Here is a 23,443-nt window from a genome sequence, read left to right as displayed (position 1 = left end):
GGAGCCTACATGCCGCGCCGACTTTTCAAACGCTACATGCCGGACCCGATCAGTATTCGGGAACACAAGTCCTTACGCTTTTTCGGCAAGTTGCTGCATGACCCGAACCTCTGGCACCTGAACCGCCACTCGGTGGCGAGGGCCATGGGCGTTGGCCTGTTCGCGGCGCTGATCCCGATGCCGGCGCAAATGCTGCTGGCTGCCGCGCTGGCCATTCCGCTGCGCGGCAACCTGCCGATCGCGGTAAGCCTGGTTTGGCTGACCAACCCGCTGACCATGCCACCGGTGTTCTTCGTCACCTACATGACCGGCGCCTGGCTGATGCAGGTACCGCCGCGCACCCTGCCCGACGAGCTGACTTTCCAGTGGATAACCGACCAGCTGTCGACGTTGTGGCAACCTTTCCTGCTCGGCTCGGTAGTGTGTGGTGTGGTGCTGGGCATCCTTGGCTACTTCACCACCATGCTCTACTGGCGCTGGTGGGTGGGCCGGCAGTGGCGTCTGCGCCAATGCCGGTGCAAGGCTTCAGGCACGCATGCCGCGGCCGCTGACCAGCAGGCGAACGCACACCAGGTAGAGCACCGCGGTGGCGACCAGCATGAAGGTAATCGCCGTACCAATGCTGATATCCGACACCCCTAGGATGCCGTAGCGGAACGAGTTGACCATGTGCAGCACCGGGTTGGCCAACGACACGGTCTGCCAGAACGGCGGCAGCAGGTTGATCGAATAGAACACCCCGCCCAGGTACGTCAGCGGCGTCAGCACGAAGGTCGGGATGATCGAGATATCGTCGAAGTTGCGTGCGAACACCGCGTTGACGAAGCCCAGCAGCGAGAAAATGGTTGCGGTCAGCAGTACCACGACCACGGTCACGCCTAGGTGGTGCACCTGCAAATGGGTGAAGAACAGCGACAGGAAGGTCACGATCACGCCCACCGCCAAGCCGCGCAGCACGCCACCCAGCACATAACCGACGAGGATGGTGTGTGGCGAAACCGGCGACACCATCAACTCCTCGATAGAACGCTGGAACTTGCTGCCGAAGAAGCTCGACACCACGTTGCCGTAGGAGTTGGTGATCACCGACATCATGATCAACCCCGGCACGATGTACTCCATGTAGCTGAAGCCACCCATGTCGCCGATCTGCCGACCGATCAGGTTACCGAAGATGACGAAGTACAGAACCATGGTGATCGCTGGCGGCAGCAGGGTCTGCGGCCAGATACGCAGGAAGCGCCGCACTTCGCGGTAGACGATGGTATTCAGGGCGACCCAGTTGGTGCGCAGTTCCACACTCATACGGCCACCTTCGACAGGTTTTTTTCCACCAGGGACACGAACAGCTCCTCGAGTCGGTTGGTCTTGTTGCGCAGGCTCTGCACCTCGATGTTCTGCAGCGCCAGCTGGCCGAACAGCGCAGTGATGCCGATGTCCTTGTCCACCTGCACTTCCAGGGTGTGCGGGGTCAGCAACCGGCACGGGTAGCCCTGCAGCACCGGTGCAGTGGCCAGGTCCTGCCTGAGGTCGAGCACGAAGGTTTCGACATGCAGCTTGCCCAGCAACTGGCGCATGCTGGTGTTCTCGACGATGGTGCCGTGGTCGATGATGCCGATGTTACGGCACAGCTGCTCGGCCTCTTCCAGATAGTGGGTGGTGAGGATGATGGTGATGCCCTTCTGGTTCAGCTCGGTGAGGAAGCTCCACATCGAACGACGCAGTTCGATGTCCACACCGGCGGTGGGCTCGTCGAGAATCAGCAGGCGCGGTTCGTGGATCAGCGCGCGGGCAATCATCAGGCGGCGCTTCATGCCCCCCGACAGCGAACGCGACTGCACGTCACGCTTGTCCCACAGGCCGAGCTGGGTCAGGTACTGCTCGGCACGCTCCTTGGCCACCTTGGGCGGGATGCCGTAGTAACCGGCCTGGGTCACGACGATGTCGAAGGTTTTCTCGAACTGGTTGAAGTTGAACTCCTGCGGCACCACGCCCAGGCAGCGTTTGAGCGCCGACGGCTCGCGGTCCAGGTCGTGGCCGAACACGTTGACCGTGCCGCTGGTCTTGTTCACCAGGGTGGAGAGGATGCCGATGGTGGTGGACTTGCCCGCGCCGTTGGGGCCGAGCAAGGCGAAGAAGTCGCCTTCGGCAACATCCAGATCGATGCCCTTGAGGGCCTGGAAGCCGTTGCCGTAGGTCTTGGTCAGCTGTCGGATGGACAGGGCGGAACTCATAGCGGGTCACTTACCGAGAAAAAGGTGCAGGACACGCCAGGTAAAGGCACTGGCGCAGTGAGTGCGGCCAATGGTGCTTGGCCTGGCCGCACAAGTACAGTCATGTGTATTGATAATGACTATCGAAGTGGCCGTGGCGTTCGATCAGGTCAGCGCAGTCATTACCGCTGCCTGGTAGGCAGGGCGGGCCTTGAGGCGCTCGTACCAGGCCTCCAGGTGACGCATGGCCGGGCGCTCGATGGGCATTTCGAACCAGGCATAGATGAAGCTACCCAGTGGGATGTCGCCCATGCCGATCTGGTCACCGGAAAGGTACGGTTGTTTGGCCAGGGCTTCGTCGGCAATGGCCAGCAACTGGGCGCATTGCTTGTGCGCAGCGTTGATCGCCACCCAGTCGCGCTGGTCTTCCGGGGTGCGCAACAGGCCCCAGAACAGTGGGCGGAACGGCGTGGCGAAGGACGAGGTGGTCCAGTCCATCCACTTGTCCGCCAGGGAGCGCTGACGCGGGTCTTCCAGGTACCAGCCTTGCTCCGCACCGTACTCGGCGCACAGGTAGCGGACGATGGTGTTGGACTCCCACAGGGTCAGGTCGCCGTCTTCCAGCATCGGCACCAGGCCATTGGGGTTGCGCGCGCGGTAGTGCGGCTCGTTGACCACGCCGAAGGCGCCGCCGGCGTCGATCGACTCGAAATCCAGGCCCAGTTCGTGGGCGATCCATAGCGCCTTGCGCACATTGCTCGAATTCTTGCGACCCCAGATCTTCAGCATGGCAACGTCCTAATGAATGCGGAGGTGGTGCAGTCTACTCCAGACTTTCGTCGCCTGTACCGGCCTCTTCGCGGGTAAACCCGCTACAGGGTTCTGCGCCAGACCTGAGAGTGATGCAGTACCTGTGGGAGCGGGTTCACCCGCGAAGAGGCCGGTACAGACAAGCAATGCCCTGAAACTCCCGCCGCCATACCCTGTCACTGTTCTGACCCGGCCGTTCGCAGCGTTGCGTCTAAGCTGTCTGGGACGGCTTACCCCCCTGGTTCCAAGGAGGACCGATTATGTTGCTGTTGTGGTTGGTAGTGCTGGTGATCGGCGCGGCGTACCTCACGCACCGGCGCCTGGCGCCCTTGCAGATTCTTGGCATCATGGCGGCTTATGTACTGCTGATGGGCATTTTCAGCAGTGCTCCCGGCTGGCTGCTGACCCTGATCTGGATAGTGCTGGCCCTGAAAGTCGCCCTGGTGGCGCTGCCGGAATGGCGCCGCAAGGTATTCACAGGCCCCGTGTTCAAGTGGTTCCAGCGCACCCTGCCGCCGATGTCGCAGACCGAGCGCGAGGCGATCGACGCCGGCACCGTGTGGTGGGACGGCGAACTGTTCAGCGGCCGTCCCGATTGGCGCACCCTGCTCGCCTACCCGGCTCCACAGCTGACCGAAGAAGAACAGGCATTCATCGACGGCCCGACGGAACAACTGTGCGCCATGGTCAGCGACTGGCAGATCGGCCAGGACATGGACCTGCCGCCCGAAGCCTGGGCGCATATCAAGCAGAATGGCTTCTTCGCCCTGATAATTCCCAAGGAGTACGGCGGCAAAGGCTTTTCGGCATACGCCCACTCCCAGGTGGCGATGAAACTGGCTACCCGCAGCGGCGACCTGGCTTCCACCGTGATGGTGCCCAACTCGCTCGGCCCGGCCGAACTGCTGTTGCATTACGGCACTGACGAACAACGCAACCACTACCTGCCACGCCTGGCGCGTGGCGATGAAATCCCCTGCTTCGCCCTCACCGGCCCGCTGGCAGGCTCCGACGCAGGCGCCATGCCTGACACCGGGGTGGTCTGCAAAGGGCAATGGAACGGCGAAGAGGTCATCGGCCTGCGGCTGAACTGGGAAAAGCGCTATATCACCCTCGGTCCCGTCGCCACCCTGCTGGGCCTGGCGTTCAAGGCCTACGACCCGGACCACCTGTTGGGCGAGCAGGAAGAACTGGGTATCAGCCTGGCGCTGATCCCTACCGACACGCCCGGCGTCGAAATCGGCAAGCGCCACCTGCCACTGGGCGCCGCGTTCATGAACGGCCCCAACAGCGGCAAGGACGTATTCGTGCCGCTGGATTTCCTCATCGGTGGCCAGGCCATGCTCGGCAAGGGCTGGATGATGCTGATGAACTGCCTGTCGGTAGGCCGCTCCATCTCCCTGCCGGCCGTGGGCACTGGCGCTGCCAAATACACCAGTCTGGTCACCGGCCAGTACGCCAACATCCGCGAACAGTTCAATGTTCCGCTGGCTGCCTTCGAAGGCATCCAGGAGTCGCTGGCACGCATCGGCGGCAACGCCTGGCTGATGGACAGCGCGCGGCTGCTGACCGCCAAGGCCGTGGACCTGGGCGAGAAGCCTTCGGTGCTGTCGGCGATCCTCAAGTACCACCTCACCGAGCGTGGCCGCGAGTGCATCCAGCACGCCATGGATGTACACGGCGGCAAGGCCATCATCATGGGCCCGAACAACTACCTGGGCCGTAACTGGCAAGGGGCGCCGATCTTCATCACCGTCGAGGGGGCGAACATTCTTTCGCGCAACCTGATGATCTTCGGCCAGGGCGCCATCCGTTGCCACCCGTTCGTGCTCAAGGAAATGGCCTTGGCCGGGCGCGAGGACCGCGATCAGGCATTGAGGGAATTCGATTACCTGCTGATGAAACACATCATGTTCGCCGCCGGCAATGCGGCCAGCACACTCATACTCAGCCTGGGGCTGGGGCGACTGGAATCCGTGCCCGGCGATGCCCTGAGCCAAGGCTACTTCCGTGCACTCAACCGCCAGGCAGCGGCCTTCGCCATGCTGGCTGACCTGTCGATGATGCTGCTGGGCGGCGCACTGAAACGCCGCGAACGGCTGAGCGCAAGGCTGGGGGATGTGCTGAGTTACCTGTACCTGGCCAGCGCCGCGCTCAAGCGCTATCACGACCTGGGCTCACCGGAACACATGCAGCCCTTGCTGCGCTGGGCGATGGAGGAAAGCCTGGGCCAGGCGGAAACAGCCCTGGACCGGCTGCTCGACAACTTCCCTAACCGCTTTGTCGGCTGCGCGTTGCGGATACTGGTGTTCCCCTTCGGCCGCCGTCATACCGGGCCGAGCGATGAACTGGATGCAGAGGTGGCGGCGCTGATCGGCCGCAGCAAGGGCGACCCGGCGCTGGAAGAGCTGCTTGCTGGTTGCTTCAGGCCGCAGGGCGAGGGCGACCCGGTGGCAGCGCTGCAACGGGCTTGCGACTTGCTGGATGAAACCGTGCCACTGTACAAGGCACTTCATCAGGCGATCAAGGAGGGCAAGGTGCAGCCGGCACCAGGGCAGTCGCTGATCGATGCGGCAGTCGAGCATGGTGCACTGCAGCCGACCGAGGGGCAACGATTGCGTGAAGCCGAGCAAGCCCGCCGCGCGATCATCGATGTGGACGCCTTCGACAAAACGCAGTTGCTACTGGGGCAGGGCAAGGTACGTTGACCTGCTGATTGCCAGACGCGATTTTGGAGTACAGCGGTCTTGTGTTTCGACGGGGCGCAAAGCGGCCCCGTCTCTTGGGAAATGTCCCACACCTTGGCAACACGTAATACAGCGCGTGTGCCTGAGGGCTGCTCAGGCACTGGGTGGGAACTTGGAAAGCTGAACTTCACAATCTATTTGATGGTTCGCTTTCATATCAGCCTGGAGGAGAGCTGAGCCCGTTTTGGCAATCACCTTCAGGCCCAGGCCTTCGCTGACGAAGTCGCCAACGGAATAGGTTCCCTGCAGATAGCTGTATTGGGTCCGGTCGAGCGACGCTGGCCTGTGAGTGGTCAAGAATGTGATGGATGAGTGCACAACCCAATCGTCTGGGGCCTTTCTATACTTCAACGTAATGGTCGAGGCAGAAGGGATGTCGCTCATCGCAATACCGCTGTTGGTCGCATCAACCGTCTTGTTGGCCCTTTCGCCACTGCCCTCTGCTGGCAAGGTCAGGCCATGGCTGACGTTGGACTCGTGCCAGAAGATGATGGCACCGTTCTGTGCCGGGGTGTTGCCCTTTTCCATGATACGCACCTCGCGTGGAAGATTGAGTGCCCTGAACGCCTATCACCGCCAGCAACGGTGCAGTGTCATTGTGTGGGCTTGAATCTAGATCAATACCCGTGCGTGCGCACCTGGCAGAATTGACAGGTCCATGGTTCGCACGCGGTGCTCGCCGACCATGCCGCATCGGGTAATCACAAGGCGCAATGGAGCGGAGCAGCCACCACCGTCCCCAACCCGCCCTCAACCGGCGTATACTCCGCCCCCGTTTCAACTACCCCGAGGACCGCCCCCATGGCCAACCCCCACCTGGAATACCACCTGCAACTGCTGAACCACCTGCGTACCATTCTGGTGGCTCTGGGTGAAGCCGAGCAGGTACCGGAGGAAAGCCACACCCTGTTTCTCGAGCGTTTCGACGAATTGCTGACCCTGCTACCGCAGGACCCGCTGGAAAGCCAGTACCTGGGCCAGGACCTGATCTGCCAGGTGATCCAGCGCTACCCGCAAATCGCCCACCTGGTGCCACGCGACCTGCTGTGGTTCTTCGGGGGTGACTGCCTGCACTACATGCCCGACGAAGAGCTGGACCTGTACCAGCAGCTGGAAGAACGTCGTTACGAAGCCGAGCAGAGCGGCGAAGCGTTCGACTGGCACCAGCAGAAGCGATTGATGAGCCAAGCTCATGGCGACAATACCCAGCACTGATATGCACAGCACATCACACGCTTGCGAGCGCGCCTTGCAATGTCTCCAATTACCTCACCAAAGGTAGACTTCGCCTACAGCTTCACCCCGCCCCCCTTTCTATCCTGCACGCCGAACAGTTTTTGTCTGTTCGGCCCGTTTTTTCGCCCCCAGGATCAGAAAATGAAAAAAACCCTTCTCGCCATCGCCTTTGGCCTGGCAAGCAGCACAGCATTTGCAGATACAGGCACGATCACCTTCGCCGGCTCGATCAAACCCGGTGGTACCTGCCCTATCGACCTGGTCATCCCAGGAACCGGAACCAGCATCCCCAGGCTTGAAATGGGCAGCCTGCGAGCGGAGGACTTCCCAGCTACAGGTAGCAAGTCCAAGCTGGTTCGTTTCGCCTTGAAGGTCACGCCAGGTGCCGGCTGTGTGGTCGGCACTCAAGATGGCTATGTCACGTACAAGCCCGTTTACGATACAGCAGGTACAAAGCTATATGGCCTTGACAGAATCGACCCGGATGCCGCGAAAGGAATAGCGCTTGCCATCCTGGATAGAGCACAAAACTACGTGGAGCCCAATAAGGAATCCATCGCGTATCCGCTCGACGATACCCTGCCCTCGGAGATGGACTTCTTTGCACACTACGAGTCCACCGCCAACACCGTAGAGCCTGGCCACGCAAACGTCCTGGTCGAATACACGTTCGCGCTCAAGTAGCAACAAGCCCCCAGGCTCGATCAGGGCCTGGGGCGCATGCAACGACCCCTGTAGAGACTCCCCATGCGCCATCCGACTTCAAGCAAGTTCAACCTGACCTCGGCCTATGCCCTGGCCATCTGCATGCTCCTGCTCGCCCCCTTCAGCGCCAATGCCGCCCTGACCATCAGCTCCACCCGTATCATCCAACCCAGTGACCGACAAAGCACCAGCATCGTCGTGGCCAACCCAAGCAACCGGGCTTATGCCGCACAAGCCTGGATCAATACTGAAGCCGATGACAGCACCACTGCGGTCCCCTTGATTGCCTCGCCAGCGCTATTCCGCATCGACCCGGGCAGCGAGCAGACCGTGCAGCTCAACCGCCTGCCGAATGACTTGCCAAAAGACCGCGAGTCACTGTTCTTCTTCAACCTGCAGGAAATCCCGCAAGCCAACGATAAACCTGACAATGTGCTGAACATCGCCCTGCGCACACGCATCAAGGTTTTCTTCCGCCCCAGCCAGCTAAAGGGTCGCCCACAGAATCATCTAAAAAACCTCACTTGGTCCGTGCAATCCATAGACGGCAAGCCGCACCTGGTGGTGGACAACCCTTCTCCCTACTACTTCACCTTCAACCAGCTGACCCTCATCAGCCCCAAGGGCAGCGAAAAAATCGATGCCAGGAAAATGGCCATCCCGCTGGGTAGGCAAACCTATCCGCTGAAAACACTGTCAGCCCAGGGCAACCTGAAGGTCGATTTCACCACCATCAATGACTACGGCGCCATAACGCCAGCAATGTCCAGCCCGGCAAGGCGCTCATGAGCCTGATCAGGCTCTCAGCACAGGGTGATATTCCGGGAAGTCGACCCAATGCGCCCCGTCATCGAAACTCACCTGCACATGCAGGGTGAACTGGGCGTCACGTTTGAGGGTGGCGAGAAACGTCTTCGGCACGGTGACGTCCTGGTTTGCCCCAACGCCCTGACGCACCTGCATTTCGTTTATGGCATGCGCGGTCAGGACATGATGCGGTCCAGCCTCGGCACCGCTCTGCAACACCCCCGTCACCCAGATACTGATGCGCTGCCCAACCGCAATCAATCGCCACGGAGCCAGCTGTACGGGCACCTTGGCCGGTGCACTTGCTAGACTGAAGCCATCGCCGATGACACCTATCAGTTCGATAAGAGGCAGTTTTTCTGTGAGAGCCGTGACTTTGAGATTGCGCGGGGTGGAGGGAAACTCATCGATGCCGTCATCAACCTTGTATGAAACCTTGAGTATCTGGTTACTGTAAGCCAGCAAATTCTTCTCAGGGATCAAGAACCGTTTATCTGTACCCGGCAACACTTCGGATGTTGTGAAATAACCCGCATCACCTGGCTCTCCCCAAATGACGGTCACCCGCTCCTCCGGATAAATCACGGCCTCTTCGGGAACGATGACCACCATCGGAGGCCGGTAGTCATTCAACTGCAACGACAACGCTTCTCCAGAGCCTGTTGCCTGGGGTATTTCAAGCCAAGGCAAGGTCCGGGGAATTGGAGCGGCAGCTATCTGCAACGGCACAGGCCTGGACCGGGCGCTGAGATTGCCCGCGCGGTCACGTATCTGATAGTGGACATAGCGCTCACCATCGCCTCGCGATCTTATATCGTCGCCTTCGATCGGCAGGAAAATCGGCTGAGAAGTGTCCTGCCTGTTAATCGTATATTCGCCAAGCTTGTCATTGGCAAAGGGGCGATCGTCCCAGTAGTAGATAATTACATCGCCTACCGCAACCTTCTGGTAAACAGGTACCTCAGCGAGTAAGCGATCTTCATGTTTTTCCAGATAGCGCGCCGTCACCCCCTCGCGCCCGACTTCCTCATCAAACAGCAAAAGCCCCTCATCGCCGCCGAGTACCGGGGGGACGGTGTCAATCGTAAGGGTCAGCGGACTGGAGTGTGTGACAACACCATTGAACCCATACACTTCATAAGTGACTTCCTGGGTGCCGTGCAGCAGCACTGCTACAGGGGCTTCCACGAAAAGATCGTCCTCGGGAATCTTATCCTCCCAACGCTTTGGCTCACCAACCGCCACTCCGTTCCAGTACAGCGTCAATACCTCTGGAAGACCAGGCATCGGGTTGGACTCTTGCCAGATGGGCACGTCGATCCTCAACGGCCGGCCAAGGGCCGCAACCGGCAACAAATTCAGCTCACCCTCAGGGATGTTCGCGAGCGCCGCCGGCGCAGAAGGAGGGTCGAGCAGGCGCTTGCGAAACAGGCTCGCTAACTTCTTTTGCAGCCAGAACAGAAAGCCCGCGGGTTTGATGTACATATCACCTCCTCTTTGAATCCGACCCACAAAAAAGGAAGGCCGAGGCCTTCCTTCCTTAGTGATCACCAGCTGTACCGGAACCCGACATTAGCCCCCCACGGCTGCTCGATCTTTTCTCCGTTGGCGTAATCGAAATCGGCATGCAGTTGCATGCGCTCGTTCAAACTGATGGCGACACCCATGCCGAATTCGGCGCGCGAGCCCGACAGATCGTTATCGAACCGATTGTCGTTGACCTTGACCTCATTGCTGCCGACGAATTCGTGGGCGTAGGCAAGACGTACGTAGGGCTGCACCTGCCGCCCTTTGCCAAGCTGCACGGTACGCCCCACTGTTGCCCCGGCCTTTCCAAGCAGCGAACGGGTATCGTCACCCTGAGCCTTCAGGCCATTGTCCAGGTGATAATCCTTACCCTGGATCGTGACCATGGCCCATTGGGTGTAGGGCTCGACAAAGTAACCCTGTCCCAGGTCGATGTTGCGCCCGAACTCTGCGGACATGCCCAGGCCCAGGTTGTCATAGTCACCTTTGCTGCGCTGGCCATCACTGAGAGCAACCTTGGCACTGTTATCGAAACGGTTGGCCTTCATCACACCATCGAAGTAGTAGCCACTTTGTGCATCGAGCCAGGTGGCGTAAAGCCCCAGATAATAGCTCTTGACCTCAGCGGAGCTGCCGCGAATCAGGTCCAGGTCAGATGAGCTGTGGCCCGCCATTACACCGGCCAGCCACTGGCCGTCACCGAATGGAAGTGGCGCATCAACCCCGATCGAGAACCCACGCTGCACCTGGCTGTAGGGGCTGCCCGCATTGTCCGAAACCTGGTACTTGTTGCCATAAGCCCTCGCCCATCCCCCTGCCTTGCGCTCATCCAGGCGTAATTCGCCCATACGGCTGCGCAAGGTGGTCAATTCACCGTACCAAACGGTGGGCGCGGTATTGAACAGCGCCAGCACCGATGCAGTGCCAGGGCTGATCACTTTACGCGTACCATCAAGGAACCAATCGTTACCACGCTGTACCAACTCGTAGGAAAATGCACCGAGATCCACCGGGCCATTAACCAGAGAGAAGCTGGCATCACCTGCTGCCGCATGCACCAGGTGAAGGGCGTTCTCACTCACGGGGTCCGCACCACTGCTACCCACCAGCAGGCTATGGCTACCGGTAGCGTTGCCTACTTCAAGGAAGTCTGTCGCACCGGTTGTGAAGTCAGCATCCATGATGAAGGTACCGCTACCGGCCAGCGTACCCAGCGTCAAGCGCTGGTACTGCCCTGGCTCACCGAAACGGACCACGCCACCATTCATGGCCAGGCTGCCAACCTGACTGCTCTGTACCATGTTCCAGCGCGCCTGGTTGTTCAAAGTCAAACCGGCCACGTTCTCCAGGTGCCCGGTCAGGCTGGCCTGATTGTCCAGGATCAGGGCCGCACTGGAACCTGCCTCGACCCGTACATCCCCTACCAGGTGGCTATTGTCCACAGTCATGGTGGCCTCGGACCCTCCCACCACTTCAAGCAGGTTACCGTTGCTCGCCACCAGGCTCGAACCACTGGCAACGACGATGTCCGCCTTGGTCGGGCCGATCAGGGAGTGCCCCACGACAATCGCCGAACCATCCTGGCCCTCGACCCGCGAGCCAACCAAGTTGATCCTGGCGGCCCCCGAGAACGTGGGGTCGGCAAGTACCAGCAAGCCGTCAGTGGCGCCAACCACCGAGCTGCCCTGTGCCGAAAGCTCGGCGTTGCCAAACAACTGGGCTGCCGGTGCCGTGCCGTTGCCAACCAGCGTGCTGCCCTGCAGCACCAGACGTGATGCGGCGGACACCAGAGCCCCGGCCCTGCCACCCTCGACATGGCTGTCGGAGACCAAGGCCGAAGCACCTGTGCTGCCATCATGCTGCAAGCGTAAGCCAAAGCGGTCACTGACCACCCGAGAGTTGCCGGCGATGCTGGCAGAGGCGCCCGCCACCAGATCGACACCATCCGCCCGTTGGGCCTCGATCGTGCTGGCTTGCATGTTCAGGTGCGCACCAGTACCGACAGCAACATCATTCATTGAAGCGCCCACCGCATTGAGCCTGGCGTTGGGGTACCTTGGCAACCGCCGTAGCCGACTGGAAGCTTCGGTCTACCAGAACGTAGGTGACCGCAGTTCGCTGAGTCTGACCTTCTCCCAGGACACCTACTGGCAAACCAATTACCAGCGCCGCCAGTACCAGTTGCAGTACAACACGCAACTGGGCAAGGTGGGGGTCAACCTGTTCGCCACCCAAGCCCTGGACACCAGCAACCACGCTAGCCGCTCTTTCGGCCTGAGCCTGAACCTGCCGCTGGACTTTCGCCGCCAGCAACAGGCCAGCTTCGACCTGCGCCATGAGAATGGCCACTACAGTGAACGGGCCAGCCTGAACGGCGGCTTGCTGGACAGCCGGCTCAGCTACAACACCGCACTGACCAATGATAACCAAGGGCGCAAGAGCGCCGCGCTGTCCATGGCCTATCAGGGCAGCCAGGCCAGTATTGGCATGGGCTATACCGAAGCCAGCGATTATCGCAGCCTGTCGTTGAATGCCAGTGGTGCCGTGCTGCTGCATGACGAGGGTGTGGCCTTCGGTAGCCATCTGGGGGAAACCATGGCGCTGGTTCATGTACCCGGCGTGCCAGGCGTTGGTGTACAGAACACCCCGGCGGCGCGTACCAATGCCGAAGGCTATGCATTGATCCCGTACCTGCGCCCCTACCGGCTCAATAATCTGGTGCTGCAGACCGACGACCTTTCACCAGAGGTGGTGATTGGCAATGCCAGCCAACAAGTCGTGCCACGGCGCGGTGCGGTGATGAAGGCATCGTTCAATGCCGAGCATGTATCCCGCCTGGTGCTTACGCTGCTACAGGCCAATGGCGCCCCCGTGCCATTCGGTGCCCAGGTAGTCGATGCCGATGGCGTGACGCTAGGGGTCGTCGGCCAGGCAGGCCAGGCCCTGGTGTCGGCGCGCAGGGCCGGTCACCAGCAGATACAGGTGATCTGGGGCGGTGCCGGTGACGACGTCTGCCAACTGAGCATCGACCCGCAAGCCCTCGAACAGGACGGCGGTTACCGCCTGAAAACCTTGAATTGCCCACTTCCCCAGGCGGGCGCAAGCGCAGCCCTGCCTGACGAAAAACCCCAGGAAACTCTTTTATGAAACTGCTCAGACTCACCCTGGACCGCAACCTGTGGCTCGCCGGTTGCAGCCTGGCCCTTGGGTTATGGACGACCGCCGCACAGGCAGGCTGCGCGTTTGATGCGGGCGGCAGCTACATGACCTACGAGCGCGACATGGGCACATTCTGGGTACCACGCGATGCGCCTGTCGGTACCGTCATCGCCCGCGGCGCAATGGACACGACAAACAATGAGGGCGCAGTCATCAATTGCTTCTGGAACGACCTCGACATACCTACCGCCCGCTTGCCCAACACCGCTCCGGTATTTTCTGGCAGCCTGCCACCTATAGATGGCAGGAACGTCGACGGCTATGTCATGCAGACCAATGTGGCGGGGGTGGGCGTGTACTTGGAATTGTTCGACCCTTTCGATGGCAGCGCCCCCAACACCTTTCGCCCGGACCATGGCAGGCCGACCATCCCTTATACCGGCACCATGGCCAGCGCCGGGCCATTCAACCTGAGAATTTCCAGGCTGTACGGCCAGGCATGGCTCATCAAGACAGGCCCGATCGCCTCAGGGACACAACGCATCGACGGTGAACTGTTCCATGGGTCCATCCATCACCTGGGCAAGGTCCTGGAGTATCGCCTGAGAGCGGAAGTCAACCAGGCACAATGCTCGCTGAAAGCCGATGCAGTCAGTGCCGACCCCGTACACTTGGGCGACTACAAGGCCGATGATTTCAAAGGGGTTGGCACAACGACGAAACCCGTCCCCTTCCACATCAACCTCGTTGACTGCAAAGATGCCAGCGCGCCCCTCCCCGGTACCGCCAATGTGTACATAGAGCTGGATGGTATCGATGGTTCGAAACCCACCGTACCCGCGCAAGGGCGCTTCAGCCTGACCAGCGCCTCGGACGCCGACGGGGTCGAAATCCAGTTGCTGCGCGGCGACACAAGCAACCCCATGCCCCTGCAAGCGGAAGTGCGCATGAAGCCCGTGGAAATCGGCATCACCCGCCTGGACTTTTACGCCCGCTACTACCAGAGCTCGCCGATAGTGAAGCCAGGTTCGGCCGAGGGAGCACTGAGCTTTACCGTAAGCTACAAATGACAGGCAAAAAAAAGACCGCAGGGCTAATACCCTGCGGTCTGGATGGCGAAGAAAAACAAACGACAAAAACGAAGAAAGGGACTTGCGTCCCTTTCTTCGTTCTTCGATTTGGAGCGGGAAACGAGACTCGAACTCGCGACCCCGACCTTGGCAAGGTCGTGCTCTACCAACTGAGCTATTCCCGCATTGTGAAACCTTACCGCTATCGGCGTGAAGCGCCTTTAAGACATTCACCACCACTGCACCGCATAGACGCCACAGTATTTAAACTGGAGCGGGAAACGAGACTCGAACTCGCGACCCCGACCTTGGCAAGGTCGTGCTCTACCAACTGAGCTATTCCCGCAAATGGCGTCCCCTAGGGGACTCGAACCCCTGTTACCGCCGTGAAAGGGCGGTGTCCTAGGCCACTAGACGAAGGGGACACACGACACTTTTCAGTGCACCAGGTTTGAACCTCACGATTCAGCCTGGATTTTCTTTTCCTGCCTCGCCGAAGCGCTGCCGGAGAAACTGGAGCGGGAAACGAGACTCGAACTCGCGACCCCGACCTTGGCAAGGTCGTGCTCTACCAACTGAGCTATTCCCGCAATTTGGCGTCCCCTAGGGGACTCGAACCCCTGTTACCGCCGTGAAAGGGCGGTGTCCTAGGCCACTAGACGAAGGGGACACGCTGCTGGCATTACTGCCTGCTTTCACTCCCTGCCGCGTTTCGCTGTGTGCTTTACGCTGCAAGTGGCGCGCATTCTATGGATGGTTCGTACAGGCGTCAACCCCTTTGTAGAAATTTATTTAAATCAATGACTTCCGGGTGAGTTGGGGTGCAGATGCGGGATGGGGTGCCGATATAGAGAGAAGCAATCCTGTGCCGGCCCTTTCGCGGCTAAAGCCGCTATTCGCCCCCCGGCAAACTCACTACACTCAAAGCTGTAATTCTTCTTCAATGAGGCATTAACGGTGACACCACTTCTGATCACCCTGCTCATCGTGGCGGGTATCGCGTTGCTGATCGTGATCGGCTACCTAAACAATGTGGTCGAGAACGGTAAGCTCGAGCGCGCCCGGATGAAGGTCGAGCTGGCCGACCGCCTGCGCCGCTGTGGCGAAATCACCGAGACCTTCCCCGGCCAGTTCATGACCCCGGCCTTGAAGTTGCTGCTGACCCGCCTGGAGCTCAACCTCAACCAGCGTCAACTGGCGATGGACAAGCACAATGCCGAGATCAAGGCGCGCATCGCCGAACTGGAGAGGCTGATTGCCCTGGGTGCGCAAATCCCGGTGAACAACCCGCCCAACCCGATCCAGACCGAGATCAAGGCCAAGGATGTGCGCTTCCTGCTGGAGGCGTTGCACAACCAGGTGACCCGCGCCGCCCAGGAGGGCTTCCTGCCCACGCCCGAGGCCAAGCAATGGATCAAGGAAATCCGCCATATCCTGGTGCTGCTGCATATCGAGTTCTTCAACAACCTCGGCCAGCAGGCCCTGCAGAAAAACCAGCCAGGCCAGGCGCGCCTGGCCTTCGAGCGCGGCGTGCAGTACCTGCGCAAGCAGCCGGAACCGAAGGTGTATGAAGAGCAGCTGACGTACCTGGAGAAGCTGCTGGCCCGGGCCAACGCCCAGGTGCTGGACCGCATGGCCCCGGCGGAGGACGAGCAGAATGAACTGACCCAGGGGCTCAAGACCGATGAGGAAGAGACCTGGAAGAAGAAGGTGATGTACGACTGATGCATTAACCTGTACTGGCCTCTTTACGGCTAAAGCCGCTCCCACAGGGACCGCATCGCCCTCAGGCTTGGTGCGATCCTTGTAGGAGCGGCTTTAGCCGCGAAGAGGCCGGTACAGGCAACAAATATCAGCAGTCGGTCAACTCCAGAAAAATCGCCGCCAACCGCTCCAGCCCCACCTGATCCGCCTCGCTGAAGCGCCCAAACTTCGGGCTGTCCAGGTCCAGCACACCAATCAACCTGCCCTCCTTCACCAGCGGGATCACCAGCTCGCTGTTGGACGCGCTGTCACAGGCAATGTGCCCCGGGAACGCATGCACGTCCTCTACCCGTTGGGTCTGCCGGGTGGCCGCTGCCGCCCCGCACACGCCTTTGCTGAACGGGATGCGCACGCATGCCACCTGGCCCTGGAACGGGCCCAGCACCAGTTCTTCGTTGCGGTTGAGGTAGAACCCCGCCCAGTTCAGGTCATCCACCTGGTTATAGAGGAACGCCGAAAACTGCGCGGCATTGGCGATGAAGTCACGCTCGTCGGCAAACAGCGCCTGCACTTGCGCCGCCAGCAGGTTGTAGCCGTCGAGGCCGGCGCCACTGGCATTGAGGTCGATCATTTACTTTTGCTCCAGCAATTGCAGCCCGACCCAGTAGCGGGCGAACTGATAGGCACAACGGCCATTACGGTTACCGCGGCCGGTGGCCCAGCGCACGGCGAGGATGTCGAGTTCTTCGCTGCGCTGCCAGGCCAGGCCGGCAGTTTGCGCAAGCTGGCCGATCCAGTGCTCGACCACGTTCAGGAAGTGTTCCTGGGTGAAGGGGTAGAACGACAGCCACAAGCCAAAACGGTCGGACAGGGCAATCTTGTCTTCCACCGCTTCACTGGGGTGCAGCTCGCCGTCCACGCGCTTCCAGTTCTCGTTGTCGCTCTCCTTTTCCGGCACCAGGTGGCGGCGGTTGGAGGTGGCGTACAGCAGCACGTTGTCCGGAGCCTGCTCGAGCGAGCCGTCGAGCACGCTCTTGAGCACCCGGTAGTCGCCCTCCCCGGCTTCGAACGACAGGTCGTCGCAGAACAGGATGAAGCGCTGCGGCAGCTTCTGCAGCTGCTCGACCACCCGTGGCAGGTCGGCCAGGTGGTCGCGTTCGATTTCGATCAGGCGCAGGCCGGCACCGGCGTGCTCGGCCAGCAGGGCACGTACCAGCGACGACTTGCCGGTGCCGCGCGAGCCCCACAGCAGTGCATGGTTGGCCGGCATGCCGTTGATGAACTGATGGGTGTTGCGGCCCAGCTGGTCACGCTGCAGGTCGACGCCGATCAGGTCGCTGAGGCGAATGTCCAGGCTGACCTCCAGCGGCAGCAGGTAGCCGCTGCGGCCATCGCGCTGCCAGCGCGCGGCCAGGGTGGTGGCCCAGTCGATGTTCGGGCGCTGGGCCGGCAACAGGGGTTCGAGGCGGGCCAGGACCGATTCGGCGCGGTCCAGGAAAGCAATCAAGCGAGCGTCCATGACGACTCCTACGAATTTCAGTTTTTTGGGGCCGCTTTGCGCCCCTTCGCGGGCTTGCCCGCGAAGGGGCGCAAAGCGGCCCCCGCTTGGCAATCAACTGAAATGAACAGACAGACCCACCAGCAGCCGGGGCTATTCGGCTATGCTTGCGCAGCGCAAGGGACGTGAAACCGGCTCGGGACACATGGATATAAAGTTCACCAATCGCCTGTCATACAAGCAAGCCCGGTTGACAGTCCTGGTCGGCTTCATCCTGGGAACATTGCTCAGTCTCATCCAGATCGGCATCGATTATGCCAGCGAAGACGCGTCCATCAACCGTGAAGTACGCGCCTTGCTGCAAATCAGCCACAACCCGGCCTCGCGCATCGCCTACAACATCGACTCGGAACTGGCGCTGGAGCTGACTCGCGGCCTGCTGGAGTCGCCGGCCATCATCCGTGCGCGGCTGATCGACAACAACGAAACGGTACTGGCCGACGTCGAACGGCCGCGCCTGGAGGACCGCTACCGGCCACTCAGCGACTTCCTGTTCGGCGATCAGCGCCAGTTCAAGGAACGCCTGTATCTGACCCACATGCCCGAGGAAAACCTCGGCACCCTCTACCTGGAGGTGGACACCTACGCCTTCGGCAGCCGCTTTCTCGACCGTGCCGGGATCACCCTGCTCAACGGCTTCGCCCGTAGCCTGGTGCTGACCGGCATCCTCCTGGCGCTGTTCTACATGATGCTGACCAAGCCGCTGGTGACGGTAATTGGCGCGCTCAGCGGCAGCGACCCGCGCAAACCCACGCAAAGCCGCCTGCAATGCCCACCCGGACATGAACATGACGAGATCGGCGTACTGGTAAGGGTCGCCAACCAGCAGTTCGTCAGCATGGCCACCGAGATCGATCAGCGGCGCACCGCGGAAAACCGCCTGACCCAGTACCTCAACGAGCTGGAAGATATCGTCTCGGCACGCACCAACGAGTTGAAGGCCAGCAACAGCAGCCTGAGCCAGTCCAACCAGGAGCTGGAAGAAGCCCGCCGCCGGGCGCTGGACATGGCCCAGGCACGCGCTGCCTTCCTCGCCAACATGAGCCACGAAATCCGCACCCCGCTCAACGGCATGCTCGGCATGATCGCCCTCGCCCTGGACAGCCCGCTGCCCAGCGAGCAACGCCAGCAACTGGCGATTGCCCATGACTCGGGCAAGGTGCTGGTGGAGTTGCTCAACGATATTCTCGACCTGTCCAAGTTCGATGCAGGCCAACTGGAGCTGGAGCGCATTCCGTTCGACATGGGCTCGATGGTCGAGGACACTGCCAACCTGCTGTCGCAGAACACCGCGCAAAGCGTGGAGCTAACCTGCCTGATCGCCCGCGACTTCCCCAGCAGCGTGCTTGGCGACCCGACGCGGGTACGGCAGATCGTCAGCAACCTGCTGTCCAACGCCCTCAAGTTCACCCGCTTCGGCCGCGTGGATGTGCGCCTGGCGACCATTGTCGGTGGTGTGCGCCTGGAAGTGCGCGACACCGGCATCGGCATCCCCGAAGAAGCCCAGGCACGGATCTTCCAGCCATTCACCCAGGCCGGCGCCGGCATCACCCGCCAATACGGCGGCACCGGCCTGGGCCTGGCGCTGACACGCAACCTGTGCAAGGCCATGCAGGGCCACCTGCATATCAAGTCCGACCCTGGCTTCGGCAGCCGCTTCACCGCCGAGCTGCCGCTGGCCGTGCACACCGAGGCCATTGCGCCGGCACCGTTGCACGGGCGCGTGGTGGCGCTGAGCACGGCCGGCAGCGGCCTCGATGAACTATTGCAGGACCTGTTGCCCGCCTGGGGCCTTGCCTACCAGCACCATGACAGCTGCGCGGGGCTCGACGCCACGGCCATCGACCTGCTGATCACCGACAGCCTGGACCACCTGTTCGAACTGCGACCGGCATTGAAAACACCGATCTTGCTGGTGACCGCCTACGGCAACTTCCTGCCCAGCGAACAGTCGGTCGCCCTCGCCCCCCTGCACCAGCTGGCCCGGCCGCTGGCGCGCAACGCCCTGTACCAGACCTTGCGCCGCACCTTGCAGGGCCATGAGCCCGAACACCCGCTGGCGACCCCGACCATCATCCTGGAACAAGGCCGCGCGCGCATCCTGCTGGTGGAGGACAACCCGGTGAACCAGCTGGTGGCCAAGGGCATGCTGGTCAAGCTCGGCTGCCAGGTACAGCTGGCCACCCAAGGCGCCGAGGCCCTGGAGCTACTGGAACAGGACGAATTCGATCTGGTCCTGATGGACTGCAACATGCCGGTGATGGACGGCTACGAGGCCAGCCGGCGTATCCGCCAAAGCGGTCGCTGGCCCGACCTGCCAATCGTCGCCCTCACCGCCAACGCCATGCCCGAAGAGCGCGAGCGCTGCCGGGCAGCCGGCATGAACGACTACCTGGCCAAGCCGTTCCGCCGTGAAGAGCTGCTGGCGCTGGTCGAGCACTGGGTGCCTGTCAACGGCTGAGCAGGCGCTCGATGTCCGCTTCCAGGGCCTGCGGCTTGGTGGTGGGGGCGTAGCGCGTTACCTGGCCAGAGGCCGGGTCGACCAGGAACTTGGTGAAATTCCACTTGATCTTCTGGCTGCCCAGAATGCCCGGGGCGCGCTGCTTGAGTTCGACGAACAGCGGGTGGCTGCCGGGGCCGTTGACCTCGACCTTGCGGAACAGCGGGAAGCTCACGCCGAAATTGCGCTCGCAGAACTGGGCAATTTCCCGTGCATCGCCCGGCTCCTGCTTGCCGAACTGGTTGCAGGGGAAGCCCAGCACCACCAGCCCGCGCGCGCGATAGGCCTGCCACAGTTGCTCCAGGCCCTTGTACTGCGGGGTAAAGCCGCACTGGCTGGCGGTATTGACCACCAGCAGCGCCTTGCCGGGGAAGTCGCCGAGCTTCTTGTGCTCGCCGCCCAGGGTCACGCAGGGGATGTCCAGTATCGATCCAGCCATGGTCGGGCTCCGGTCAGTCGCGCGGGCGCAGGTCGATGCACACCGAGTTGATGCAGTAGCGCAGGCCGGTCGGTGGCGGGCCATCGGGGAACACGTGGCCCAGGTGCGCATCGCAGCGGGCACAGGTGACTTCGGTGCGGATCATGCCGTGGGAGGTGTCGCGAATCTCGATCATCGCGCTTTCCTCGATGGGTGCGTAGAAGCTCGGCCAGCCGCAGCCGGAATCGAACTTGGTCTGCGCATCGAACAGCGGCAGGCCGCAGCAGATGCAGTGGTAGATGCCGTCGCGGCGCTCGCTGTTGTACTTGCCGCTGAACGGCCGCTCGGTGCCCTTGAGGCGGCACACCTGGTACTGCTCGGGGTCGAGCATCGACCGCCATTGTTCCAGGGTTTTCTCGATCTTTTGCATGTAGGGACCTCGGCAGGCTGAATTTCACAGCGCACCGTCTTTTCCGGGGCGCGGGTGGCACGTATATTAGTTGGCTTCGTGTGCCAGGCGTTCAGTCTGGCACCCGCTTCCTGCCCTTTCAAACCTTTCGGCGGGGCGTAGCGCGTTTTCTCAATCGGGATCCCATCATGCAGTTCAGCAAATCGAACAAGCTCGCCAATGTCTGCTACGACATTCGCGGCCCAGTGCTCAAGCACGCCAAGCGCCTGGAAGAGGAAGGCCACCGCATCCTCAAGCTGAACATCGGCAACCCGGCGCCGTTTGGCTTCGAGGCGCCTGACGAAATCCTCCAGGATGTGATCCGCAACCTGCCCACCGCGCAGGGCTACAGCGACTCCAAGGGCCTGTTCAGCGCGCGCAAGGCGGTGATGCAGTACTGCCAGCAGAAGCAGATCGAAGGTGTCGGCATCGAGGACATCTACCTGGGTAACGGCGTGTCCGAGCTGATCGTGATGTCGATGCAGGCGCTGCTCAACAACGGCGATGAAGTGCTGATCCCCGCCCCCGACTACCCGCTGTGGACCGCCGCCGTGAGCCTGGCCGGCGGCAAGCCGGTGCACTACCTGTGCGACGAGCAGGCCGACTGGTTCCCCGACCTTGAGGACATCAAGGCCAAGATCACCCCGAACACCAAGGCCCTGGTGATCATCAACCCGAACAACCCGACCGGCGCGGTGTACTCCAAAGAGCTGCTGCTGGGCATGCTGGAACTGGCCCGCCAGCACAACCTGGTGGTGTTCTCCGACGAGATCTACGACAAGATCCTGTACGACGAAGCCGTGCACATCAGCACCGCCTCGCTGGCCCCCGACCTGCTGTGCCTGACCTTCAACGGCCTGTCCAAGTCGTACCGGGTGGCGGGCTTCCGTTCCGGCTGGCTGATCATCTCTGGGCCCAAGCACCACGCGCAAAGCTACATCGAAGGCATCGACATGCTGGCCAACATGCGCCTGTGCGCCAACGTGCCGGCCCAGCATGCCATCCAGACCGCGCTGGGCGGCTACCAGAGCATCAACGACCTGGTGCTGCCACCGGGCCGCCTGCTGGAGCAGCGCAACCGCACCTACGAGTTGCTGAACGACATCCCGGGCGTTAGCTGCGTGAAGCCGATGGGTGCGCTGTATGCATTCCCGAAGATCGACCCGAAGGTTTGCCCGATACACAACGACGAGAAGTTCGTGCTCGACCTGCTGCTGTCGGAGAAGCTGCTGATCGTTCAAGGTACGGCGTTCAACTGGCCGTGGCCGGACCACTTCCGCGTGGTCACCTTGCCGCGGGTGGATGACCTGGAGGCGGCGATTGGCCGGATCGGGAATTTCCTGAAAGGTTATTCGCAGTAAGTGATGGCCTCCTCGCAGCGCAAGGCTGCTCCTACAGGAGAACGCATGCCCCTGTAGGAGCAGCCTTGTGCTGCGAATGGGCTGCAAAGCAGCCCCAAAAACCCCACAGGATGTTTCTTACATCCTGCAACGCTCTATCCCACAGCCCCTGCGCCATCCTCTGCCATACTCCGCCGTACACAGTTTGAAATAGTCGCCCGATTGAATCGGCACGGCCGGCCCCTTATATACCCCGCAGTAAGCGACAACTCATCCGTCAGGAGAACGTAACAACCATGATGCGCATTCTGTTGTTTGTAGCCACCAACCTCGCGGTGGTGCTGGTTGCAAGCATTACCCTGAGCCTGTTCGGTTTCAACGGGTTCATGGCCGCCAACGGGGTCGACCTGAACCTCAGCAGCCTGCTGGTGTTCTGCGCCGTGTTCGGCTTTGCCGGCTCCCTCGTTTCGCTGTTCATCTCCAAGTGGATGGCGAAGATGACCACCGGTACCCAGATCATCAGCCAGCCGCGCACCCGCCACGAGCAGTGGCTGCTGCAAACGGTCGAAGAGCTGTCCCGTGAAGCGGGCATCAAGATGCCCGAGGTGGGTATCTTCCCGGCGTACGAGGCCAACGCCTTCGCCACCGGCTGGAACCGCAACGACGCGCTGGTCGCCGTGTCCCAGGGCCTGCTGGAGCGTTTCTCGCCCGATGAAGTACGCGCAGTGCTGGCCCACGAGATCGGCCACGTGGCCAATGGCGACATGGTCACCCTGGCGCTGGTGCAAGGCGTGGTGAACACCTTCGTGATGTTCTTCGCACGCATCATCGGCAACTTCGTCGACAAGGTGATCTTCAAGAACGAAGAAGGCCAGGGCATTGCCTACTACGTGGCGACCATCGTTGCCGAGCTGATCCTGGGCATTCTGGCCAGCATGATCGTGATGTGGTTCTCGCGCCGCCGCGAATACCGCGCCGACGAAGCCGGTGCACAGCTGGCCGGTACCGCGGCGATGATCGGTGCGCTGCAGCGCCTGCGCGTGGAGCAAGGCCTGCCGGTGCACATGCCCGACACCATGAAGGCCTTCGGCATCAATGGTGGCCTGAAGCATGGCCTGGCCGGGCTGTTGATGAGCCACCCGCCGCTGGAAGACCGTATCGAGGCCCTGCGCCGTCGCGGTTGATCCAACCAGTAAAACAA

General features: G+C 61.4%; 20 protein-coding genes, 5 tRNA genes and 1 pseudogene. 11 read left to right on the top strand and 15 right to left on the bottom strand.

Annotated features, from left to right (window positions below):
• Nucleotides 1-9 precede the first annotated feature (9 nt).
• Nucleotides 10-516: pseudogene (locus tag GYA95_RS03470) on the top strand (DUF2062 domain-containing protein); the annotation flags it as partial.
• A gap of 9 nt (nt 517-525) precedes the next feature.
• On the opposite strand, the gene GYA95_RS03465 reads toward GYA95_RS03470, so the two are convergent.
• The 3 genes from GYA95_RS03465 to GYA95_RS03455 all read right to left on the bottom strand — a co-directional run bounded on the left by GYA95_RS03465 (nt 526) and on the right by GYA95_RS03455 (nt 3,002).
• Nucleotides 526-1,305, bottom strand: coding sequence for an ABC transporter permease (locus GYA95_RS03465; RefSeq protein ID WP_015269397.1), 780 nt, complete (start codon nt 1,303-1,305; stop codon nt 526-528).
• Nucleotides 1,302-2,234 carry an ABC transporter ATP-binding protein gene (locus GYA95_RS03460; RefSeq protein ID WP_013971560.1) on the bottom strand — a complete coding sequence of 311 codons (933 nt, stop codon included), beginning with the start codon at nt 2,232-2,234 and terminating at the stop codon, nt 1,302-1,304. The genes GYA95_RS03465 and GYA95_RS03460 overlap by 4 nt, the downstream gene beginning before the upstream one ends.
• A gap of 144 nt (nt 2,235-2,378) precedes the next feature.
• Nucleotides 2,379-3,002, bottom strand: a complete 624-nt coding sequence (locus tag GYA95_RS03455; protein WP_015269396.1) for a glutathione S-transferase — start codon at nt 3,000-3,002, stop codon at nt 2,379-2,381.
• 281 nt (nt 3,003-3,283) lie between these two features.
• Between GYA95_RS03455 and GYA95_RS03450 the strand changes: the two genes are divergently transcribed.
• Nucleotides 3,284-5,731 carry an acyl-CoA dehydrogenase gene (locus tag GYA95_RS03450; protein ID WP_015269395.1) on the top strand — a complete coding sequence of 816 codons (2,448 nt, stop codon included), beginning with the start codon at nt 3,284-3,286 and terminating at the stop codon, nt 5,729-5,731.
• Between the two features lie 132 nt (nt 5,732-5,863).
• Here GYA95_RS03450 and GYA95_RS03445 read toward each other — a convergent pair whose 3' ends face one another.
• Entirely contained in the window at nt 5,864-6,298 is a 435-nt protein-coding gene (locus GYA95_RS03445) for a hypothetical protein (RefSeq protein ID WP_015269394.1), read from the bottom strand.
• A 273-nt stretch (nt 6,299-6,571) separates the two neighbouring features.
• On the opposite strand from GYA95_RS03445, the gene GYA95_RS03440 reads away from it, so the two are divergent.
• From GYA95_RS03440 to GYA95_RS03430, 3 genes are all read left to right on the top strand, one after another.
• Entirely contained in the window at nt 6,572-6,985 is a 414-nt protein-coding gene (locus tag GYA95_RS03440) for a PA2817 family protein (RefSeq protein ID WP_015269393.1), read from the top strand.
• Nucleotides 6,986-7,147: 162 nt separating this feature from the next.
• Nucleotides 7,148-7,690 (top strand): fimbrial protein, encoded by a 543-nt coding sequence (locus GYA95_RS03435; RefSeq protein WP_015269392.1) that lies wholly within the window; start codon nt 7,148-7,150, stop codon nt 7,688-7,690.
• 63 nt (nt 7,691-7,753) lie between these two features.
• Nucleotides 7,754-8,500: a fimbrial biogenesis chaperone gene (locus tag GYA95_RS03430; protein ID WP_161551235.1), complete on the top strand. Its 747-nt coding sequence runs from the start codon at nt 7,754-7,756 to the stop codon at nt 8,498-8,500.
• Between the two features lie 6 nt (nt 8,501-8,506).
• Here GYA95_RS03430 and GYA95_RS03425 read toward each other — a convergent pair whose 3' ends face one another.
• Nucleotides 8,507-10,003, bottom strand: coding sequence for a hypothetical protein (locus GYA95_RS03425; protein ID WP_015269390.1), 1,497 nt, complete (start codon nt 10,001-10,003; stop codon nt 8,507-8,509).
• Between the two features lie 62 nt (nt 10,004-10,065).
• Nucleotides 10,066-12,063: an autotransporter outer membrane beta-barrel domain-containing protein gene (locus GYA95_RS03420; RefSeq protein WP_015269389.1), complete on the bottom strand. Its 1,998-nt coding sequence runs from the start codon at nt 12,061-12,063 to the stop codon at nt 10,066-10,068.
• A 16-nt stretch (nt 12,064-12,079) separates the two neighbouring features.
• On the opposite strand from GYA95_RS03420, the gene GYA95_RS03415 reads away from it, so the two are divergent.
• Nucleotides 12,080-13,192 (top strand): fimbria/pilus outer membrane usher protein, encoded by a 1,113-nt coding sequence (locus GYA95_RS03415; RefSeq protein ID WP_015269388.1) that lies wholly within the window; start codon nt 12,080-12,082, stop codon nt 13,190-13,192.
• On the top strand, nt 13,189-14,274 hold the full coding sequence (locus GYA95_RS03410; protein ID WP_015269387.1) for a fimbrial protein: 1,086 nt from the start codon (nt 13,189-13,191) through the stop codon (nt 14,272-14,274). The genes GYA95_RS03415 and GYA95_RS03410 overlap by 4 nt, the downstream gene beginning before the upstream one ends.
• 109 nt (nt 14,275-14,383) lie before the next feature.
• Here GYA95_RS03410 and GYA95_RS03405 read toward each other — a convergent pair.
• The 5 genes from GYA95_RS03405 to GYA95_RS03385 form a co-directional block, all read right to left on the bottom strand.
• Nucleotides 14,384-14,459, bottom strand: a tRNA-Gly gene (locus GYA95_RS03405).
• 85 nt (nt 14,460-14,544) lie between these two features.
• Nucleotides 14,545-14,620: transfer RNA gene (locus GYA95_RS03400), tRNA-Gly, on the bottom strand.
• Nucleotides 14,621-14,623: 3 nt separating this feature from the next.
• Nucleotides 14,624-14,699, bottom strand: a tRNA-Glu gene (locus tag GYA95_RS03395).
• 89 nt (nt 14,700-14,788) lie between these two features.
• Nucleotides 14,789-14,864 (bottom strand) — tRNA-Gly (locus tag GYA95_RS03390).
• Between the two features lie 4 nt (nt 14,865-14,868).
• Nucleotides 14,869-14,944: transfer RNA gene (locus GYA95_RS03385), tRNA-Glu, on the bottom strand.
• A gap of 287 nt (nt 14,945-15,231) precedes the next feature.
• Here GYA95_RS03385 and GYA95_RS03380 point away from each other — a divergent pair.
• On the top strand, nt 15,232-15,999 hold the full coding sequence (locus tag GYA95_RS03380; RefSeq protein ID WP_015269386.1) for a hypothetical protein: 768 nt from the start codon (nt 15,232-15,234) through the stop codon (nt 15,997-15,999).
• A gap of 127 nt (nt 16,000-16,126) precedes the next feature.
• Here GYA95_RS03380 and GYA95_RS03375 read toward each other — a convergent pair whose 3' ends face one another.
• The gene (locus GYA95_RS03375) at nt 16,127-16,609 is read right to left on the bottom strand and encodes a GAF domain-containing protein (protein WP_015269385.1); all 483 of its coding nucleotides are present in this window, start codon (nt 16,607-16,609) and stop codon (nt 16,127-16,129) included.
• A complete protein-coding gene (locus GYA95_RS03370) occupies nt 16,610-17,497 on the bottom strand; it encodes an ATP-binding protein (protein WP_015269384.1) in 888 nt (295 codons plus the stop codon). It lies immediately after the preceding gene.
• Between the two features lie 142 nt (nt 17,498-17,639).
• Here GYA95_RS03370 and GYA95_RS03365 point away from each other — a divergent pair, with 142 nt between their 5' ends.
• The gene (locus tag GYA95_RS03365; protein ID WP_015269383.1) at nt 17,640-19,997 is read left to right on the top strand and encodes a hybrid sensor histidine kinase/response regulator; all 2,358 of its coding nucleotides are present in this window, start codon (nt 17,640-17,642) and stop codon (nt 19,995-19,997) included.
• Here the strand turns inward: GYA95_RS03365 and GYA95_RS03360 are convergent.
• Nucleotides 19,987-20,475, bottom strand: coding sequence for a glutathione peroxidase (locus GYA95_RS03360; RefSeq protein WP_015269382.1), 489 nt, complete (start codon nt 20,473-20,475; stop codon nt 19,987-19,989). The two genes, GYA95_RS03365 and GYA95_RS03360, sit on opposite strands and share 11 nt — an antisense overlap.
• 13 nt (nt 20,476-20,488) lie before the next feature.
• Nucleotides 20,489-20,884, bottom strand: coding sequence for a peptide-methionine (R)-S-oxide reductase MsrB (gene msrB, locus GYA95_RS03355; RefSeq protein ID WP_015269381.1), 396 nt, complete (start codon nt 20,882-20,884; stop codon nt 20,489-20,491).
• A 167-nt stretch (nt 20,885-21,051) separates the two neighbouring features.
• On the opposite strand from msrB, the gene GYA95_RS03350 reads away from it, so the two are divergent.
• Together GYA95_RS03350 and htpX are read left to right on the top strand one after the other, a co-directional pair.
• Nucleotides 21,052-22,263 (top strand): pyridoxal phosphate-dependent aminotransferase, encoded by a 1,212-nt coding sequence (locus tag GYA95_RS03350; RefSeq protein WP_013971543.1) that lies wholly within the window; start codon nt 21,052-21,054, stop codon nt 22,261-22,263.
• Nucleotides 22,264-22,538: 275 nt separating this feature from the next.
• A complete protein-coding gene (gene htpX / locus GYA95_RS03345; protein ID WP_003259721.1) occupies nt 22,539-23,426 on the top strand; it encodes a protease HtpX in 888 nt (295 codons plus the stop codon).
• The last annotated feature ends 17 nt before the right edge of the window (nt 23,427-23,443 follow it).

The organism is Pseudomonas asiatica (genome assembly GCF_009932335.1).
In the GTDB taxonomy this organism is placed as follows: Bacteria; Pseudomonadota; Gammaproteobacteria; order Pseudomonadales; family Pseudomonadaceae; genus Aquipseudomonas; species Aquipseudomonas asiatica.
Note: the sequence above shows the minus strand (reverse complement) of the source record. Positions and strands in the feature narration are given on the sequence as shown.

Coding starts and splice junctions, on each gene's coding strand:
- GYA95_RS03450 (WP_015269395.1), top strand. CDS start 3,284: ATGTTGCTGTTGTGGTTGGTAGTGCTGGTGATCGGCGCGGCGTACCTC.
- htpX (WP_003259721.1), top strand. CDS start 22,539: ATGATGCGCATTCTGTTGTTTGTAGCCACCAACCTCGCGGTGGTGCTG.
- GYA95_RS03410 (WP_015269387.1), top strand. CDS start 13,189: ATGAAACTGCTCAGACTCACCCTGGACCGCAACCTGTGGCTCGCCGGT.
- GYA95_RS03440 (WP_015269393.1), top strand. CDS start 6,572: ATGGCCAACCCCCACCTGGAATACCACCTGCAACTGCTGAACCACCTG.
- GYA95_RS03460 (WP_013971560.1), bottom strand. CDS start 2,234: ATGAGTTCCGCCCTGTCCATCCGACAGCTGACCAAGACCTACGGCAAC.
- GYA95_RS03420 (WP_015269389.1), bottom strand. CDS start 12,063: ATGAATGATGTTGCTGTCGGTACTGGTGCGCACCTGAACATGCAAGCC.
- GYA95_RS03425 (WP_015269390.1), bottom strand. CDS start 10,003: ATGTACATCAAACCCGCGGGCTTTCTGTTCTGGCTGCAAAAGAAGTTA.
- GYA95_RS03455 (WP_015269396.1), bottom strand. CDS start 3,002: ATGCTGAAGATCTGGGGTCGCAAGAATTCGAGCAATGTGCGCAAGGCG.
- GYA95_RS03465 (WP_015269397.1), bottom strand. CDS start 1,305: ATGAGTGTGGAACTGCGCACCAACTGGGTCGCCCTGAATACCATCGTC.
- msrB (WP_015269381.1), bottom strand. CDS start 20,884: ATGCAAAAGATCGAGAAAACCCTGGAACAATGGCGGTCGATGCTCGAC.
- GYA95_RS03360 (WP_015269382.1), bottom strand. CDS start 20,475: ATGGCTGGATCGATACTGGACATCCCCTGCGTGACCCTGGGCGGCGAG.
- GYA95_RS03445 (WP_015269394.1), bottom strand. CDS start 6,298: ATGGAAAAGGGCAACACCCCGGCACAGAACGGTGCCATCATCTTCTGG.
- GYA95_RS03365 (WP_015269383.1), top strand. CDS start 17,640: ATGCTTGCGCAGCGCAAGGGACGTGAAACCGGCTCGGGACACATGGAT.
- GYA95_RS03375 (WP_015269385.1), bottom strand. CDS start 16,609: ATGATCGACCTCAATGCCAGTGGCGCCGGCCTCGACGGCTACAACCTG.
- GYA95_RS03350 (WP_013971543.1), top strand. CDS start 21,052: ATGCAGTTCAGCAAATCGAACAAGCTCGCCAATGTCTGCTACGACATT.
- GYA95_RS03435 (WP_015269392.1), top strand. CDS start 7,148: ATGAAAAAAACCCTTCTCGCCATCGCCTTTGGCCTGGCAAGCAGCACA.
- GYA95_RS03370 (WP_015269384.1), bottom strand. CDS start 17,497: ATGGACGCTCGCTTGATTGCTTTCCTGGACCGCGCCGAATCGGTCCTG.
- GYA95_RS03430 (WP_161551235.1), top strand. CDS start 7,754: ATGCGCCATCCGACTTCAAGCAAGTTCAACCTGACCTCGGCCTATGCC.